The sequence below is a fragment of the Egibacteraceae bacterium genome, from assembly GCA_040905805.1.
GTDB lineage: Bacteria > Actinomycetota > Nitriliruptoria > Euzebyales > Egibacteraceae > DATLGH01.
Genome location: JBBDQS010000079.1, coordinates 13,445 through 31,318 on the forward strand (window position 1 = coordinate 13,445; position 17,874 = coordinate 31,318).

Below are 17,874 nucleotides of genomic sequence, written 5' to 3' on the forward strand. Positions count from 1 at the left end.
GAGCGGATTCGTGGAGAACGTGCTCACGCCCACGGCCGGGTCGCCCGTCGACCTCGCCTGGCTGATCCCGGTGGTGCCGGCGGTGTCGGCGGCGCTGCTGCTGATCGTCGGCAAGCGCCTCGGGCGGCTGTCCGCGGTCGTGGCGATCGGCGCCGTGGCCTACAGCGCGGTGGCGTCCACCGTGGTCTTCACCACCCTGCTGGGGCAGGCGGAGGGCGATCGCGTGTTCGTACGCGAGGTCGCCACCTGGATCAGCGCCGGGCCCTTCGAGGTGTCGTGGGCGGTCCTGGTGGACCCCCTCGCGTCGGTCATGCTGCTGCTCGTCACCTGGGTGGGGTTGCTCATCCACGTGTACTCCCTGGGCTACATGAAGGACGACCCGGGCTACCACCGCTTCTTCGCCTACCTGAACCTGTTCGTGGCCTCCATGCTGATCCTCGTCCTCGGCGAGAGCCTGCTGACGCTGTTCGTCGGCTGGGAGCTGGTCGGGCTCAGCAGCTACCTGCTGATCGGCTTCTGGTTCGAGCGCCGCGACTACGCCGGCGCGGCGAAGAAGGCGTTCGTCGTCAACCGGGTGGGCGACGTCGGGTTCATGATCGCGATGTTCATCGTGTTCGGGGCCTTCGGCACCCTGTCCTTCCCCGCGGTGCTGACCGACCCCGGCGCGACGATCACCGCGGGCACCGCCGTCGCCGTGGGCCTGCTGCTCCTGCTGGCCGCGACCGGCAAGAGCGCGCAGATCCCGCTGTACGTGTGGCTGCCCGACGCGATGGCGGGCCCGACACCCGTCTCCGCGCTGATCCACGCGGCGACGATGGTCACCGCCGGGGTCTACCTGGTCGCGCGCGCCTCGCCGCTGTTCACCCTCGTCCCCGACGTCGGCCTCGCGATCGCGTGGGTGGGGATCGCCACGGCCCTGCTCGCCGCGCTGATCGCCTGCACCCAGAACGACCTCAAGCGCATCCTCGCGTACTCGACCGTCAGCCAGCTCGGCTACATGTTCGTCGGTGTGGGGGTCGGCGACTACGTCGCCGGCGTCTTCCACCTGCTGACCCACGGGTTCTTCAAGGCGCTGCTGTTCCTGGCCGCGGGGGCGGTGATGCACGCGATGGCCAACGAGGTGGACGTCTGGAAGATGGGCGGGCTCTGGCGCAAGCTGCCCGTGACCGCGGTCACCGCGGGCATCGGCGTGCTCGCGATCGCCGGCGTGCCGCCCCTGTCGGGCTTCTTCTCCAAGGAGGAGATCCTGGCCGCCGCGGCCGACACCCCCGGCGGCGGACCCATCATGGTGCTCGGCGTGGTCGTGGCTGGCCTGACGGCGTTCTACATGACGCGCTGGTTCGTGCTGATCTTCCTCGGCAGGCCGCGGTGGGGCCCCGACGTGCATCCCCACGAGGCGCCCGTGTCGATGACGCTGCCGCTGGTCGTGCTCGCCGTGGGCAGCGCGGTGGGGGGTCTCGTCAACTACCCGGCCGGTGACGGCTTCCTGCACGGCTGGCTCGAGCCGAGCGTGGTCGCCTTCGCCGCCGGACCCGCGTTCATCGACCACCAGCTGCTCCTCGTGCTCGCGCTGGTGGTCGCCGGGCTCGGCATCGTTGGCGGGGCGCTGCTGTACCTGCGGGGCTCCCCCCAGCACGAGCCGCTGGTGGGGCGCCTCGGTGGCGCCTACGGCCTGGCCTTCAACAGGTTCTACGTCGACGAGCTGTACTCGACGACCATCGTGACGCCGGGCCGCCTCCTGGCCGACGGGTTGTCGGAGTTCGACCGGCGCGGCATCGACGGTGTCGTGAACGGTGCGGCGCGGGGGACCGCCGGGCTCGCGACCGTCATGCGCCGGGCGCACACCGGGCTCGTCCGCAGCTACGCGCTGGCGGTGCTGGGTGGCGCGGTGCTGGTGCTCGCCCTGTTCGTGGGCGCCCGGGCGACGGGGGTGGTCCTGTAGATGGAGGATCTCCCGCTGCTGACCATCCTGATCGCCGTCCCGGCCGTCGCGGCCCTGCTCATCGCCGCGTTGCCGTCGGCCGCGGCCGCGCGGTGGACCGCACTGGCGGGCGCCGTCGTCACCTTCGCCGTCTCGGTCGTGGTACTGATCAGCTTCACCGCAGGCGACGCCGCGTTCCAGCTCGGCGAGGAGGTCGAGTGGATCCCGCAGTGGGGCATCACCTACCGCCTCGGCGTCGATGGGCTGAGCCTGCTCCTGGTCATGCTGAGCACGTTCATGATGCCCCTGGTGGTGCTGGCGGGATGGAAGACGAGCGACCGGGCCAAGGGCTTCTTCGGGTCGATGATGGCCCTGCAGGCCGCGTTGATCGGGGTGTTCCTGGCCCTCGACCTCATCCTGTTCTACGTGTTCTTCGAGGCGATGCTCGTGCCGATGTACGCCCTGATCGGCATCTGGGGATCGGGCAACCGCCGGTACGCGGCGATCAAGTTCTTCCTCTACACCCTGGTCGGCGGGTTCCTGATGCTCGTCGGCATCCTGTACCTGTACTTCGCCGCGGGGGCCACCTCCTTCGACTACGACGTGATCCGCCAGGTGTCGCTGACCGCCACCGAGCAGGCGCTGCTGTTCGGCGCCTTCTTCGCGGCCTTCGCGATCAAGGTGCCGATGTTCCCCCTGCACACCTGGCTGCCCGACGCCCACACCGAGGCGCCGACGGTCGGGTCGGTGCTGCTCGCGGCGGTGATGCTGAAGATCGGCGGGTACGGCTTCCTGCGGTTCAGCCTGCCCGTCTTCCCCGACGCCACCGTGCGGTTCGCCCCGTACATGATCGCGCTCGCGGTGATCGGCGTGCTCTACGGCGCGCTGGTCGCGATGGTGCAGCGCGACGTGAAGCGACTGGTGGCCTACTCGTCGGTCAGCCACCTCGGCTTCGTGGTCCTGGGCATCTTCGTGCTGCACCCGACGGGCGCGGCGGGCAGCGTCGTGCAGATGGTCAACCACGGCCTGTCGACCGGCGCCCTGTTCCTGCTGATCGGGTTCCTCTACGACCGTGCCCACAGCCGCGAGATCGCCGAGTACTCCGGTCTGCTGCGCGCCGCCCCCATCCTCGGTGGGCTGTTCCTGGTGACCGCCATGAGCTCGGTCGCGCTGCCGGGCCTGAACGGCTTCGTCGGCGAGTTCCCCATCCTGCTCGGCGCCTACCAGACCACCCCGGTCGCGGCCGTGGCCGCCACCGTCGGGGTCATCCTGGCGGCGATGTACCTGCTCTGGGCCTACCAGCGGATGTTCCACGGCCCCGTGGAGGGCCGCGCGGTGGGCATCGCCGACCTGACCCCCCGCGAGATCGGCGTGATGGTGCCGATCGTGGTGCTGATCGTGGGCATCGGCCTGTACCCCCAACCGCTCTACGAGCGCGTCAACCCGACCGTGGAGGCGATCCTGGACGGGGTCGACGGAAGAGATGATCTCGCCGTCACCCCCCCGGCGCCCGAGGAGTCCCGTTAAGTGCACTTGCTCGCACAGGCACCCGGCGTGACCATCCCCGACATCCCGTGGGCGGCGATCAGCCCTGAGCTGGTGCTGTTCGGCTTCGGCATCCTCGTGCTGCTGCTGGACACGGCGGGAGCCAAGCGCCTCCAGGCGTCCTTCATGGTCCTCGGCGTGCTCGGCGCCGGGGCCGGCTACGCAACCTTCGTCACCGGCGAGGTGGCCCTCCCGGGCCTGGTCGGCCTGGCGGGCCTCGCCCAGTTCGCCCTGACCGCGATCTGGCGCGACCGCCCCCGCACCCTCGGCGCGCTGCTGACCACGATCGGGTTCGCGGCGGGGCTCGGGGTGAGCATCTGGCAGTGGGCGGTCCACGCCAACGGGACCCGCATCGCCACCGAGAGCCTGCTCGGCGACATGGTCGCCGTCGACGGCGTCGCCCTGTTCACCCGCTTCACGGTCTGCCTGGTCGGCATCGTGGCGGTGCCGCTCGGCTTCTCCTACCTGGAGGAGCGGCGCATCCACCGCGGCGAGTACTACCCGCTCCTGCTGTTCGCCGCGACCGGGATGACGCTGCTCGCCGCGTCCCAGGACCTGATCATGGTCTTCATCTCGGTGGAGGTGCTGAGCCTGTCGCTGTACATCCTGTGCGGGTTCGCCAAGCGCGACCTCAACTCGCAGGAGTCAGCGCTCAAGTACTTCCTGCTCGGCGCCTTCGCCTCGGCGCTCCTGCTCTACGGGATCGCGCTGGTCTACGGCGTGACGGGTTCGACCAACCTCGCGGAGGCCAGCGAGGCGTTCCGGGCGCTCGACGCCCCCGCCGGGATGGTGATGGCGGCGATGGCGCTGCTGCTCGTCGGGTTCGGGTTCAAGGTCAGCCTGGTGCCGTTCCACATGTGGACCCCCGACGTCTACCAGGGTGCGCCCACGCCGGTGACCGGCTTCATGGCGGCCGGGGTGAAGGCCGCGGCCTTCGCGGCGTTCCTGCGCGTGTTCGCCGGTGCCTTCGGCGACCAGGCGTGGTCATGGGTGCCCGTCGTCTGGGTCCTGGCGGCCCTCACGATGCTGGCCGGCGCGATCCTGGCGGTCGTCCAGACCGACCTCAAGCGCATGCTCGGCTACTCGGCGATCGCCCACGCCGGCTACGCGCTCATCGGCGTCATCGCCGTCAGCCGCGAGGGCGTCAGCGCCACCCTGTTCTACCTGCTCGTCTACGCGTTCATGTCGCTCGGCGCCTTCGGCGTGCTCACCCTGCTCGAGCGCCGCGGCCACAAGGCCATGGCCATCAGCGACCTGGCCGGGCTGGGACGGCGCTACCCGGTGCCGGCGGGCATGTTCGCCCTCTTCCTGCTGTCGCTCGCGGGGATCCCCGGCACCGCCGGGTTCATGGGCAAGCTGGCGGTGTTCCGTGCCGGGGTCGACGCCGGCCACGTGGCGCTCGTGGTCGTCGCGGTGGTGTCCAGCGTGATCGCGGCCTTCTTCTACATCCGGGTCATCGTGGCGATGTTCATGGAGGACGAACCCGACGACGTCGCCGACCAGCCGCTGCTGACCGCCCCCACGGGGCTGTCGGCGGGTCTGTCCGCCGCGGCCGCGGTGGTGGTGGTCATCGGCGTCCTGCCCGGCACGCTCATCGACCTCGCGGCGCAGGCCGCGTCCTTCGCGCGCTAGCGAGGCCCGGTCGAGGTCGGCCAGGTCGACCCGGTCGGTTCCGAGCACCCGGGTCAGCCCGGCGAGCAGCAGCGCCGGGTCGAAGCGGTCGTCGGCCCGGTAGCCGAAGTCCCAGTCCGAGCCGGCGTGCTGCTGACCACGGCTGCGTGAGCCGTGGAGGACCAGCAGGCGCAGCCCCGCATGGTCCGTCGCGGCCTGCTGCACGGCCGCGAGCCGGTCGTCGGTGTCCATGCTCGGATGCCAACGGTCACGTTCCCGCGCGGGCGCGGGAATCTCAGGTGACCCGGCCGCGTGTCGCCTCGGTCGGTGGCGACCGCGCCTGGGTTTCCCGCGCGGCGCGCGACGCCCGCATGGTGGCACCCGGCAGGTCACGCCGGCGCGGGCGCGTAGTGCGCGCGGGACTCGCTCGCACGGATGGGCTGGGACGCGGGCGTCTGCTCGAGGCTCGAGGGCAGGTCGGGCAGGGCCGCGGGTGCCGCCGCCTGGGTGAGCGCGGTGTCGAGCGCGCGCCCGGCGGGGTCGTCCGCCCAGCTCACGCGGGGCAGACCCAGGATGAGACCGGCGGTGGTCGCCGGGTGGTAGCCGAGCACCAGGCCGGTACGCGCGTACTGCCCGGGGGTGCAGGCCATGATGAGATCCGGGTCCTCGGCGAGCTCGGGTAGCTCGGCATCGCGCAGGCTGTCGAGGGTCGCCTCGACTTCGGCGAACGCCGCCGGCGGCAGGCAGGCGGCGTAGTCGGCCAGCAGCGCGTCCACGTCGAAGCGCTCGGCGACCGTCCCGGGTGCGGCGACCTGCACGAACCAGACGGTGGTGGGCGCGGGACCGCAGTCGAACGTGGTCGCCGAGCAGCGCACGGCGTGCCCCGCTGCGCGGGCGGCTTGATCCCAGCGGTTGGCGAGCCGCGGGTCGGTGGTGTCGGCCAGCGCGACGGGCTTGCGGCCCGCCAGGACCAGACCGACGGCGACGTCGGCGGGGTCGGAGACGAGCACGCGCCGTCCGTCGTGCCACAGCCACGGCACCTGGGCCAGGGCGCAGTTGGCGGTACGCAGGAGCTCGCTCACGAATCGCCAGCGCTGGTTGGGCACCTGCCAGCCGAGCAGCGCGTGGCCGTGGTTGGCGACCACGACGGTCTCGGTGCCCGCGGGACTCGCCCGACCCCAGACACCGTGCAACGGGGTGCCGTCCTCGCCGCGCCAGCGGCCCGCCAGCGGGGCCCGACCGGCCGGTGCGGGCTCCCACAGCTTCCACTCCTGATGCGCCATCGCGACCTCCTGGTTGCTCGACTCGATGCCGTGCACCCTAGGAGGGGGGTGCGACAACGCACGCAGGCGCTGAGCAACGGCCCGTGCAGGCCATGACCACGCCAGCGCGCTGCCTGTGGCCGGGCGCGTGGCCGGGCCACGTCCCCGGGCAGCGGCCGCGGTCTCCGCGACCGACGCTTACCGCCCGGTGGGCGTGGTGGCACCGGAAGCGCCGTCCCAGCCGGTGCAGCGCCGTGCGGCGGTGGCGCGACGCTAGACTTCCCGTCGGTTTGGCGATCTCCCAGAGTGCTATCGAGGATCTCGCGCGCAAGGGCGCGGAGCGGGGTCTCGACCTGCGCCCCGGTTTGGACCTGGTCGAGGAGCGCCTGCAGACCACCGTCGCCTCGGAGCTGCCGTTCGCGCAGGAGGCGTCGCGCTACCTGATCGACGCCGGGGGCAAGCGCTTCCGCCCCATGCTCGTGCTGCTCGCCGGCATGCTGGCCGGGGCCGACCCGACCGACGACCGGTTGGTGGACGCCGGGGTCGTCGTGGAGCTGGTGCACCTGTCCACGCTGTACCACGACGACGTCATCGACGCCGCCGACGTCCGCCGTGGTGCCCCCGCCGCGCACGTCAAGTGGTCCAACACCGTCGCGATCCTGACCGGGGACTTCCTGCTCGCCCGTGCCTCGGAGCTGTCCGCCGCGCTGGGGGTGGAGGTCACCCGGATCATGGCCCGCACGATCGCCGACCTCTGCGCGGGCCAGATCCGCGAGGTGCAGGGGTCCCTGGCGGCGCGCGACCACGGCGCCCCGGTCCTCGAGCCCACGCGCGACCACTACCTCACCGTGATCGGCGAGAAGACCGCGTCGCTGATCGCGGCCTCGTGCCGGCTCGGCGCGATCCTGTCCGATCAGCCGGCGGCGGCTGTCGAGACCATGACCGACTACGGCTGGCGCCTGGGCATGAGCTTCCAGCTCGCCGACGATGTCCTCGACGTGGTCGGCGAGCCCGGCGAGTCGGGCAAGCTGCCCGGCACCGACCTGCGCGAGGGCGTGCGCACGCTGCCGGTGCTGCTCGCCCTGGAGACCGAGGGGCCTGCCTCCCGGCTGCCCGGGCTGCTGGCCGACCCCACGGACGGCAACGTCGCGGCGGCGCTGGCGATCCTGCAGGACCACCCCGCGATCGAGCTGGCCCGGGACTCGGCGCGCCTGGAGGCCGGCATGGCCAAGCGCGCCCTGCAGGGGCTCACCGACGCCGATCCGGGCGTCCTCGAAGCGTTGGACTACCTCGCCGACTACGCGGTCGACCGCCTCGGCTGACCGCGGAGCCGACGCACGGCGCCACACACCGATCGGCGGCGCCGGGGTATCCCGCCGGTGCTCACCGGGTAGGACCTCCACGGCATCCCAGACCCACGTGCGGAGGAGCGACACCGTGAGAAACGAGGCGTTGGAGGACCTGCGCGAGCGCGCCCTGCAGCTGGTGGAGACCCGGCCTGCGGAGACGACGCCGGAGGCCACATGGCTCGTGGCCGAGCTGGAGCGCAACAAGGAGGTGCTGCTCGGCCTGATCGACCACCTGCTGACCGAGGGGCTCGAACCCGAGGAACCCGGGCCGCGGTAGCCCGGGGGCCGCGCAACCCCGGGCTAGTGGGAGAAGGGCTGCGGCTCGCCCTCGCTCAGGGTGAGGATCTCCACGCCCTTCTCGGTGATCAGGACGGTGTGCTCGAACTGCGCGGTGCGGCGCAGGTCCGCGGTCACCGCCGTCCAGCCGTCCTCCCACACCAGGTGGTCGGGGGTCCCGAGGGTCAGCATCGGCTCGACCGTGAACGTCATGCCCGGACGCAGCACGGTGCGGGCCTCGGGGGCGTAGTAGTGCGGGACGATCGGCTCGGAGTGGAACTGCTCGCCGACGCCGTGGCCGACGAAGGCGCGCACCACGCCGAGGCCGTGGTCCTCCGCGTGCGCCTGGATCGCCTTGCCGATGTCACGCACGCGGGCGCCGGGACGGGCGGCGGCGATGCCGAGCATCGTGGCCTCGTACGTCACGTCGATCAGCCCGCGTGACTCCTCGCTGATCGCCCCGACCCCGACGGTCACCGAGTTGTCCCCGTGCACGCCGTCGCGGTAGATGGTGACGTCGCAGTTGATGATGTCGCCCTCGGCGAGGGGACGGTCGTCGGGGATGCCGTGGCAGATCACCTCGTTCACCGAGGTGCACAGCGACTTCGGGAACCCGTGGTAGTTGAGCGGGCTCGGGTAGGCGCCGACGCGCACGGTCTCCTCGTGGACGATGCGGTCGAGCTCGTCGGTCGTGATGCCCGGCTCCACCGCGGCCACCACCCGGTCGAGGACCGCGCGGGCCGCCCGCCCGGTGGATCGCATCCGCTCGACGTAGTCGGGTCCGCTGACCGTGGGCTTGCCGCGCGGTCCCGGGTCGCCGCTCACCGCGTAGTCGGGCCGGGGGATCGCGTCCGGGACCACCCGGGTCGGGGTGAGCCTGCCCGGGCGGACCCGCTGCAGCACGGCGGTGGGCGCGGGCCGGGCGCCAGCCGCCCCGCCACCGCCCTCGGCACCCGCCGGCAGGGGCGGGGACTCGGGGTGATGGCAGTGCTTGAACTTGCGGTCGCTGCCACACCAGCACGGCTCGTTGCGCTTGGGTTCTCGCATCCCTCCATGGTGCCAGGCACCGGCCCCGAGGACCGCATCGACCGTTTATGCCATCCCGGAGCAAGTGCGTACACTTGGCGCCGCCGGGCCGCGTGCTGGGCACCAAAAGGCCCGTTTCCGACCAATCAGGGAGCGTCGCATGCCTGCGTACTACCAGGCGTACGGGACGGTGCTTGCGCTCGTGGGCGCCGGGGTCCTGCTCGTCGCGATCGCGTTCACCCTGAGCCGGCTGGTCGCCCCCGACAAGAAGTACGGCGGCAAGCTGTCGACCTACGAGTGCGGCATCGATCCGGTGGGCACCGGGTGGTCCCAGACGCACATCCGGTACTACCTCTTCGCGTTCATGTTCGTCGTGTTCGACGTGGAGACCCTGTTCATCTTCCCCTGGGCGGTGTCGCTCGGCGCGGCACCCGAGCAGCGGTTCATGCTCGGGGTGATGCTCGTGTTCCTGTTCTTCGTCACGCTGACGCTGCCCTACGAGTGGCGGAAGGGGGTCCTGAAGTGGGTCTAGTCGACCAGGTCGATCCGCCGCAGCCGCTCAAGTTCGTGCTCAACTGGGGCCGCAAGTACAGCCTCTGGGTGATGAACTTCGGGCTGGCGTGCTGCGCCATCGAGTTCATCGCCACGTCGGCGGCTCGCCACGACTTCATCCGGCTCGGGGTCATCCCGTTCGCGCACGGTCCCCGCCAGGCGGACCTCATGGTGGTCGCCGGCACCCTGACCGACAAGATGGCGCCCGCGATCAAGCGGCTCTACGACCAGATGCCCGAGCCCAAGTACGTCATCAGCTTCGGCTCCTGCTCCAACTGCGGCGGCCCCTACTGGGACAGCTACTCGGTCACCAAGGGGGTCGACCAGATCATCCCGGTCGACGTCTACGTGCCCGGGTGCCCGCCGCGGCCCGAAGCGCTGCTCGACGGGATCCTCACCCTGCAGGAGCAGATCGGCAAGGAGTCGCTGAAGGACCGCTACGCCGAGCGCGAGGCCCGCCATCCCATCGTGGTGGGCGGCGGGGACCCGACCCGCCATCCCGCCAGCGACCCGATGTAGCGGGAGATCAATGACCTCCTCGAGCCAGGCTCCGGCCACGCCCGCCACCGCCGGCGGCCCCGCATCGCCCCTGGAGGCGGCCGCCATCGCCGGGCGCCTGCGGGCGCAGCTGGGCGCGGCCGTCCACGACATCGACACCGCCTTCGGTCAGGCGACGGTCACGCTCGCCCCGGAGGCGCTGCCCGAGGCCGCCCGGCTGTGCCGGGAGTCGCCCGAGCTCGCCTTCGACTTCTACAGCTTCAACACGGGGGTGGACCTCGGCGAGGACGGCTTCGCCGTGGTCACCGTCCTCTACTCGATGCGCCACCGCCACCACGTCCTGCTGCGGGTGCTCGCCCCCGGCGGTCGGGAGGCGCCGCGCGTCCCGACCCTGACCCACCTGTACCTGGGCGCCAACTGGCACGAGCGCGAGACCTACGACATGTTCGGGATCGACTTCGAGGGTCACCCCGGCCTCCTACCGCGCCTGCTGACCGTCGAGAACTTCGAGGGCTTCCCGCTGCGCAAGGACTTCCTGCTGTCCACCCGGGAGGCCAAGCCCTGGCCCGGCCTGAAGGAGCCCAAGGCGGTCGGCGCCGAGGAGGGGGCCGACGCGACCGCGGCTGAGGCGCCCGTCAGCGCCGAGGACAAGGCCAAGGCCAGCCAGGCCCGCGCCGAGCGCGCCCGCGAGAAGGCCGCCGCGATGCGCGCCCAGAAGCAGGCCGAGCGGGAGGCGGCGCAGTCAGCGAGCACCGAGGAGGCGCAGGCGGCCGGGGCGGCCACCGCCGACGAGCAGTCCGACGCCCAGGCGGCCGCGGCGAACGGGACGACCGGCGGCGACACCGGCGGCGAGGCGGCGGCCCACGTCGCCGCCGCCGCCGGCGAGCCCGAGCCGCAGACCCCCTCGGGCGCCGCCGACATCGCCGGCACCGCCGTCGCGAAGGACGCCGCCGCCGGGGCGGTCGGGGGTGACCCGGCCGTGGGCGCCCCGGGGGACGCGACCGGCAGCGAGCCGCCGGTCCACGACCCCCAGGCCGAGGCCGCCGTCGGCGAGGGGGCCCCACCGACCCCCAGCGGGACGCCGGGCGTGGAGGCGGAGGGCCGGCACGCCGAGGCGCACGCACGGGACCGGTCGGCCGAGCCCGGCGTGTCCAGCGCCCCGCTCGACGACGAGCGCGCGCCCACGTCGGACGACGCCGACGTGGACCGCGAGCCCGGCGAGATCCTCGACGAGACCTCCACGCGACGCGACGACCGCCCGTCCGAGGCGCCGGAGACCAGCGACGGGGAAGGCGACCGGCCATGACCGACCTGGACAGCATGACCACCGAGCGCGGGGAGGGCCTGCTCCCCGGTGGGCCCGGCGAGGGTCTGCTCGTGGAGGTCCGCGACGAGGGCGAGCTGACCACCCAGGACATGAACCTGAACATCGGGCCGCAGCACCCGGCGACGCACGGCGTGCTGCGCGTGGTCATCGACCTCGACGGCGAGAAGATCCGGCGGGCCCGGCCGGTCATCGGCTACATGCACCGGGGGTTCGAGAAGCTCGCCGAGGCGCGGGACTACCGCCAGATCATGGCGCTGGTCAACCGCCACGACTGGCTGTCGGCATTCAACAACGAGCTCGGTGTGGCGATCGCCGTCGAACGGATGATGGGCCTTGAGGTCCCCGACCGCGCCCAGTGGATCCGCGTGCTCATGGCCGAGTGGAACCGCATCCTGAACCACCTGATGTTCATCGGGTCCTTCGGCCTGGAGCTCGGCGCGATCACCCCCGTGTTCTTCGCCTTCCGCGAGCGCGAGGACATCCAGCACCTCATGGAGAGCGCGACCGGCGGGCGGCTGCACTTCAGCTACGCCCGGGTCGGCGGGCTGAAGGAGGACCTGCCCCGGGGTTTCCTCGCCGCCAGCGCCCAGATGACCACCAACGTGCGTGCGCGCAGCCAGGAGTACCGCGACCTGCTCGAGGGCAACGAGATCTTCATCGCCCGCACCAGGGGGGTCGGACCGCTGCCGGCCGACGTCGCGGCCAGCTACGGGGTCACCGGGCCCACCCTGCACGCGATCGGGGTGCCCGAGGACGTCCGGGTGTCCGAGCCCTACGCCAAGTACGGCGACATCGACGTGCACGTCCCCGTGGGCACCAACGGGGACAGCTACGACCGCTTCATGGTGCTGCTGAACCGGATCGACGCCAGCTGCGACATCATCGACCACGTCCTCGACAACATCTCGGCGGGGCCGGTGACCACCAACCTGCCGAAGGTGGTCAAGGCGCCCGAGGGCGCGATCTACGTCCGCACCGAGAACCCCCTGGGCCAGTGCGGCTACTACCTGGTCAGCGACGGCAAGAAGAACCCCTGGCGCCTGAAGATGCGCACCCCGTCGTTCAACAACATCGCGATGATCTCCTATCTGCTGGAAGGGGCGCTGCTGAGCGACATGATCGCCATCCTCGGCAGCGTGTTCTTCGTCGTCGGCGACGTGGACCGGTAGGGCGATGGCGATCGTGGCGCAGTCCCTGTTCGCGCTCGACAGCGTCTGGCTGTCGCTCGGCCTGAAGCTCGGGCTCATCGTCGTGTTCTTCCTGACGGCCCCGCTGGCCATCGGCTACATGGAGCACAAGGTGATGGCGCACATGCAGGACCGGATGGGCCCCATGGAGGCGGGCATCGGGCCGATCAGGCACGGGGTGGGCCAGCTGGTCGCCGACGGCGTGAAGTTCATCCAGAAGGAGGACATCATCCCCTCGGCGGCGGACAAGTGGGTGTTCGCCTGGGCGCCGGCGGTCTCCCTGGTACCGGTGCTCGTGGTGCTCGTCGTGATCCCGTTCGGGCCCGGGGTCTGGGCCGAGGATCTCGACGCCGGCATCTTCTTCGCGCTGGCCGTCTCCTCGGTCGGCGTGCTCGGCATCCTGATGGCCGCCTGGTCGAGCGCCAACAAGTACTCGCTGATGGGCGGCATCCGGGCGGCGGCGCAGCTCATCGCCTACGAGCTGCCGCTGGTGCTGGCCGCAGCCGCCATCGTGCTGCAGACGGGCACGCTCTCCCTGGTGGGCATCGTCGAGGCCCAGCACGAGTTCCGCCTGTTCGGGGCGGTGCCGGTGCCCTTCGCCGTGCCCCACCTGATCGGCTTCGGGATGTTCTACGTCGCGGCGCTGGCCGAGCTGTCCCGGCCACCCTTCGACATGCCGATCGCGGACTCCGAGATCATCTTCGGCCACATGACCGAGTACACCGGTCTGCGCTACGCGTTCTTCATGCTGTCGGAGTACGCCGGGATGGTCGTCCTGTCGGCGCTGGCCACCGTGCTGTTCCTGGGCGGGTGGTATCCCTGGCCGGGCGTCGGGCTGCCCGCCGGCGCGCTGGGGGCGGTGCTGGGGTTCGCGATCACGATGGGCAAGATCGTGGGCCTGACGTTCGTTATGGTCTGGCTGCGCGCCACGTTCCCGCGCTTGCGTGAGGACCAGCTGCAGCAGATGTCCTGGCTGGTTCTCATCCCCCTGGCCCTGCTCAATATCGTCGTCGTTGCGATCGCGAAGGTGATGTGGTGATGCGCACCCTCCCGAAGATCGGCCTGCTCAAGGGCCTGGGTGTCACGCTCAAGACGATGATGACCCCGGCCACGACCGCGCAGTACCCCCACGTCAAGCCCGACCTGCCGCCACGGACCCGCGGCGTGATCGCCTTGATGGAGGAGAACTGCACCGTCTGCATGCTCTGCGCCAAGGAGTGCCCCGACTGGTGCATCTACATCGACAGCCACAAGGACACCATCCCGCCGAAGAAGGAGGGCGGGCGGGCACGCACGCGCAACCAGCTGGATCGCTTCGCGATCGACTTCGCGCTCTGCATGTACTGCGGCATCTGCGTGGAGGTGTGCCCGTTCGACGCCCTGTTCTGGTCCCCGGAGTTCGAGTACTCGACCTACTCGGTCCGTGAGCTGACCCACGAGAAGGAGCGCTTGCGGGTGTGGATGGACACGGTGCCCGCGCCACCGGACCTGGAGGTGGGCGCGGAGATCCCGCCCGAGATCAGCGACGGTCTGGCGGCCGCGCGCAAGGCCGCCGAGGCCCAGGCGGCCCAGCTCATGGCGGCATCGCAGCCGGCCGCGGGTGGCGGCGGTGCAGCCGGCGGCGGGCAGGCTGCTGCGCCCGCAGGCGACGACGACATCCACGTCGAGGCGCAGGTCGACCAGGAGGTCTTCGATCAGCTGGTGGCGGAGGGCAAGAGCGAGCGGGTGGCCCGCGCGAAGGCGAAGGCGGCGTACGTGCGCAAGGAGAAGGCCAGGATCCGTGCGGAAAGGGCTGCCGGGTGACGATCGCCGACGTCGTCATGCTGGCCGTCGCGGTGGTGGGCGGCGCGGCCGCCCTGCTGGTCGTCACGGCCCGCAACGTGGTGCACGCCGCGCTCTACCTGGTCGTGGCCCTGCTGGCCGTGGCCGGGACCTTCCTGGTGGTGGGCGCGGAGTTCCTCGCCTGGACCCAGGTGCTCGTCTACGTCGGCGCGGTGGTCGTGCTGATCCTGTTCGGGCTGATGCTGACGCGGGCGCCGATCGGCCCGATGGCCCAGCACAACGATGGGGGCAGGCTGGCGCTGGTCGTGAGCCTCAGCCTGTTCGGTTTCCTCACCACCATGATCCTCGGGGCCTTCGGCGACGTGGCGCTGACCCTGTCCGTGACGACGGCGGGGGACCTCGGGGACGTGCTGTACCTCCACTGGGCCTTCCCGTTCATGGTCCTCGGGTTCTTCCTCACCGTGTCGCTCATCGGGGCGATCATCCTCGCGCGCCGGGAAGAGGGGGAGGGGCCAGAGCCGCAACCCGACCCGGCCCTGCCGTCGGAGCGCCCGCAGCCGGTGCCCAGCGACGCCAGCGGGACGCCGGGCGTGACACACCAGAGCCAGGAGCTGCCGCGCTGATGATGGCCGTCTACCCGCTCGTGTTCGCCGCGCTGCTCTTCAGCGTGGGCGTGTACGGGGTCCTGTCCCGGCGCAACGCCGTCCTGGTGCTGATGAGCGTCGAGCTGATGCTCGCCGCGGCCACCATCAACCTGGTCGTCTTCGGGCAGGTGGCCGCCGCGCAGCTCGGCGACGCCCTGCTGTCCGGCCAGGTGTTCGCGCTGTTCGTGATCGCCGTCGGCGCCGCCGAGGTGGGGGTTGGGCTCGCGATCGTGCTGCTGCTGTACCGCAACCGGGCGTCGGTCAACATCGACGACGCCGACCTGATGAAGTTCTGACCCGATCCAGGAGCTGCTGGTGAGCGAGTACGCCTGGCTGATCCCCGCCCTCCCGGCGGCGGCGGCGGCGATCATTCTGGCCGCCGGCCGGCACCTGCCCAAGGGCGGCGCCGAGGTGGGGATCGCCTCCATGGCCATCGCCCTCGGGCTCGGGGTGCTCGTGGCCGTCGAGGTGTTCTCCGCCAACGTCGGCGCAGCCCTGGAGGGCACGCCGGCGTTCCTGGTGGAGCGGGCGGTGGAACTGACCCGGTTCGGCGGCGAGCTCGGCTTCGACGCCGGCATCCGCGTCGACGGCCTGACCGCCATGATGTTCCTGCTGGTCACGTTCGTGAGCCTGATGGTGCACATCTACTCCCTGGGCTACATGCACGGCGACCCCCGCTTCACCTGGTACTACACGCTGCTCAGCCTGTTCACAGCCTCCATGCTGCTGCTGGTGGTGAGCAACAACCTCATGCTGATGCTGGTCGGCTGGGAGCTGGTCGGCGTGTGCTCCTTCCTGCTGATCGGCTTCTGGTGGGAGGAGAAGAACAACTCGAACGCGGCTATCAAAGCCTTCCTCACGACCAAGACCGGCGACATCGGGCTGATCGTCGGGATCATCGCCCTGTGGTCCATGTTCCGGACCTTCGACATCGGCGAGATCATCGGGGCGGTCGGCGACGGGGTGCAGGCCGGTGGCGCGCCGCTCGACAGCGGCCTGCTGACCTTCGCCCTGCTCGCGCTGTTCCTCGGCGCGGTCGGCAAGTCCGCCCAGTTCCCCCTGCACACGTGGCTGCCCGACGCCATGGCGGGGCCCACGCCGGTCTCGGCGCTGATCCACGCCGCCACGATGGTCACCGCCGGCGTGTTCCTGATCGCCCGGCTCTTCCCGGTGTTCCACGCCTCCGAGACCGCGCTGCTGGTCGTGGCGATCATCGGCGCGATCACGCTGGTCTCGGCGGGTCTGCTCGCCATCGTGCAGGACGATGTGAAGAAGGTGCTGGCGTACTCCACGGTCAGCCAGCTCGGCTACATGGTCGCGGCGCTGGCGTTCAGCTACACCGCCGGGATCTTCCACCTGTTCACCCACGGTTTCTTCAAGGCCCTGCTGTTCCTGGGGGCCGGCTCGCTGATCCATGCGGCGCACTCGAACAACATGAGCGACATGGGCGGCCTGCGCCGGGTCATGCCGGTCACCTTCGCCACCTTCCTGGTCGGTTCCCTGGCGCTGGCGGCCTTCCCGCCCCTGGCCGGGTTCTGGTCCAAGGACGAGATCCTCGTCGAGGCCCTGCATGCCGGCGGGTACGGCGGCACGCTCGTGTTCGGCCTCGGCATCGTCGGCGGCCTGCTGACCGCGTTCTACATGGCCCGGGTGCTGTTCCTGGTCTTCGCCGGCACCTTCCGCGGGGCGGGCACGCCCCACGAGAGCCCGGTGTCGATGACCGCGCCGCTGGTGGCCCTCGCGATCCCCGCCGTGCTGATCGGCCTGGTCAACCTGCCGTTCGAAGCGTTCCAGCCCTACGCCTTCAGCGCCTGGACGATGTTCTCGATCGACTACTGGGCCGGCCACCCGATCGAGCTGAACCTGCCGATCGCGCTGGCGGCGACGGGGCTGGCCCTGCTCGGGTTCCTGGTGGGCGCCCGCCTGTACCGCCGGGTCCCGGAGCGCGACCCGATGCTGCGGATGGGGCTGGTCACCACGACGCTGCAGAACCGCTACTACCTGGACCACCTGTACGAGGGCGTGATCGTGGCCGGCCTGCGGGGACCGGTCGCGGCCGCTGCGGTGTGGCTCAACGACCGCGTGATCGACCAGGTCGTGTACCGTGCCGGCGCGGGTGTGGCCAGACTCGGTCAATGGACGTATGACGTCGGCGATCAGCGCGGCATCGACGGAGCCATCAACGGGATCGGCAACTCGACGATGTGGTCGGGGGCCCGGATGCGCCTGGCGCAGTCGGGCAACGTGCAGCTGTACGCCGGCGGGTTGTTCGTCGGCGTGATCGTCCTCGGCGTACTGTTCGCGACCGCGTAGCCGACCAGCAGAAGGGACCAAGGCATGTGGGAGAACTGGGCGATCAGCGTCACGGTGTTCCTGCCGCTGCTGGGGGCGGGGATCATCATGCTGATCCCGCGGCGCAGCGAGGAAACCGCCAAGCCGGTCGCGCTCCTGGTCTCGCTCGTGGGCTTCGTGCTGTCGCTCGCGATCCTGGGGACGTACTACCTCGGCGACGTGCGCGGGGCGGGTGAGGCGCTGGCGTTCCACGTCGACATCCCGTGGATCGCGGCGATCGGCGCGAACTACCACGTCGGCATCGACGGGATCAGCCTGCCCCTGTTCGTGCTGTCCTACCTGCTCACCTTCCTCTGCTCGATCTACGCCTACCAGCACATCGAGGAGCCCGGTCGCCCCCGCGCCTTCCTCGCGCTGATGCTGCTGCTGCAGACGGGGATGGCGGGGACGTTCATCGCCTTCGACCTGGTGCTGTTCTTCGTGTTCTGGGAGCTCGTCCTGGTCCCGATGTACTTCATGATCGGGATCTGGGGCGGCCCGCGGCGCGAGTACGCCGCCGTGAAGTTCTTCCTCTACACGCTGTTCGGCTCGGTGTTCATGCT

At 71.0% G+C, this 17,874-nt stretch carries 17 protein-coding genes; 15 read left to right on the forward strand and 2 right to left on the reverse strand.

The window, feature by feature from the left end; all coding sequences use genetic code 11:
* The first annotated feature begins 10 nt into the window (after positions 1-10).
* From nuoL (WD250_08650) to nuoN, 3 genes are read left to right on the forward strand one after another with little or no spacing between them, the layout of a single operon-like run.
* Positions 11-1,942 carry an NADH-quinone oxidoreductase subunit L gene (gene nuoL / locus WD250_08650; GenBank protein MEX2620276.1) on the forward strand — a complete coding sequence of 644 codons (1,932 nt, stop codon included), beginning with the start codon at positions 11-13 and terminating at the stop codon, positions 1,940-1,942.
* Positions 1,943-3,448 (forward strand): NADH-quinone oxidoreductase subunit M, encoded by a 1,506-nt coding sequence (locus WD250_08655; GenBank protein ID MEX2620277.1) that lies wholly within the window; start codon positions 1,943-1,945, stop codon positions 3,446-3,448. It abuts the gene before it with no gap.
* A complete protein-coding gene (gene nuoN / locus WD250_08660; GenBank protein ID MEX2620278.1) occupies positions 3,449-5,098 on the forward strand; it encodes an NADH-quinone oxidoreductase subunit NuoN in 1,650 nt (549 codons plus the stop codon). It begins immediately after the preceding gene.
* A 368-nt stretch (positions 5,099-5,466) separates the two neighbouring features.
* Here nuoN and WD250_08665 read toward each other — a convergent pair whose 3' ends face one another.
* Complete coding sequence (locus tag WD250_08665) at positions 5,467-6,360, reverse strand: hypothetical protein (protein ID MEX2620279.1); 894 nt, start codon at positions 6,358-6,360, stop codon at positions 5,467-5,469.
* 269 nt (positions 6,361-6,629) lie between these two features.
* On the opposite strand from WD250_08665, the gene WD250_08670 reads away from it, so the two are divergent.
* Together WD250_08670 and WD250_08675 are read left to right on the forward strand one after the other, a co-directional pair.
* On the forward strand, positions 6,630-7,661 hold the full coding sequence (locus WD250_08670) for a polyprenyl synthetase family protein (protein MEX2620280.1): 1,032 nt from the start codon (positions 6,630-6,632) through the stop codon (positions 7,659-7,661).
* A gap of 115 nt (positions 7,662-7,776) precedes the next feature.
* Positions 7,777-7,965, forward strand: coding sequence for a hypothetical protein (locus tag WD250_08675; protein MEX2620281.1), 189 nt, complete (start codon positions 7,777-7,779; stop codon positions 7,963-7,965).
* A gap of 23 nt (positions 7,966-7,988) precedes the next feature.
* Here WD250_08675 and map read toward each other — a convergent pair whose 3' ends face one another.
* Positions 7,989-9,011 (reverse strand): type I methionyl aminopeptidase, encoded by a 1,023-nt coding sequence (map, locus tag WD250_08680; protein MEX2620282.1) that lies wholly within the window; start codon positions 9,009-9,011, stop codon positions 7,989-7,991.
* A gap of 139 nt (positions 9,012-9,150) precedes the next feature.
* Between map and WD250_08685 the strand changes: the two genes are divergently transcribed.
* The 10 genes from WD250_08685 to WD250_08730 all read left to right on the forward strand — a co-directional run.
* Positions 9,151-9,522 (forward strand): NADH-quinone oxidoreductase subunit A, encoded by a 372-nt coding sequence (locus WD250_08685; GenBank protein MEX2620283.1) that lies wholly within the window; start codon positions 9,151-9,153, stop codon positions 9,520-9,522.
* Positions 9,513-10,061 (forward strand): NADH-quinone oxidoreductase subunit B family protein, encoded by a 549-nt coding sequence (locus tag WD250_08690; protein ID MEX2620284.1) that lies wholly within the window; start codon positions 9,513-9,515, stop codon positions 10,059-10,061. Before WD250_08685 ends, WD250_08690 begins: the two co-directional genes overlap by 10 nt.
* Positions 10,062-10,071: 10 nt before the next feature.
* Positions 10,072-11,346: an NADH-quinone oxidoreductase subunit C gene (locus WD250_08695; GenBank protein MEX2620285.1), complete on the forward strand. Its 1,275-nt coding sequence runs from the start codon at positions 10,072-10,074 to the stop codon at positions 11,344-11,346.
* A complete protein-coding gene (locus tag WD250_08700; GenBank protein ID MEX2620286.1) occupies positions 11,343-12,536 on the forward strand; it encodes an NADH-quinone oxidoreductase subunit D in 1,194 nt (397 codons plus the stop codon). Before WD250_08695 ends, WD250_08700 begins: the two co-directional genes overlap by 4 nt.
* Positions 12,537-12,540: 4 nt before the next feature.
* Positions 12,541-13,593, forward strand: a complete 1,053-nt coding sequence (locus WD250_08705) for a complex I subunit 1 family protein (GenBank protein MEX2620287.1) — start codon at positions 12,541-12,543, stop codon at positions 13,591-13,593.
* Complete coding sequence (locus tag WD250_08710) at positions 13,593-14,357, forward strand: NADH-quinone oxidoreductase subunit I (GenBank protein ID MEX2620288.1); 765 nt, start codon at positions 13,593-13,595, stop codon at positions 14,355-14,357. The genes WD250_08705 and WD250_08710 overlap by 1 nt, the downstream gene beginning before the upstream one ends.
* Positions 14,354-14,959, forward strand: a complete 606-nt coding sequence (locus WD250_08715; GenBank protein MEX2620289.1) for an NADH-quinone oxidoreductase subunit J — start codon at positions 14,354-14,356, stop codon at positions 14,957-14,959. Before WD250_08710 ends, WD250_08715 begins: the two co-directional genes overlap by 4 nt.
* A complete protein-coding gene (nuoK, locus tag WD250_08720; protein MEX2620290.1) occupies positions 14,959-15,276 on the forward strand; it encodes an NADH-quinone oxidoreductase subunit NuoK in 318 nt (105 codons plus the stop codon). The genes WD250_08715 and nuoK overlap by 1 nt, the downstream gene beginning before the upstream one ends.
* Positions 15,277-15,295: 19 nt before the next feature.
* Positions 15,296-17,293, forward strand: a complete 1,998-nt coding sequence (gene nuoL, locus WD250_08725; protein ID MEX2620291.1) for an NADH-quinone oxidoreductase subunit L — start codon at positions 15,296-15,298, stop codon at positions 17,291-17,293.
* 24 nt (positions 17,294-17,317) lie between these two features.
* The coding region (locus WD250_08730; GenBank protein MEX2620292.1) for a proton-conducting transporter membrane subunit at positions 17,318-17,874 on the forward strand (557 nt) is incomplete at its 3' end.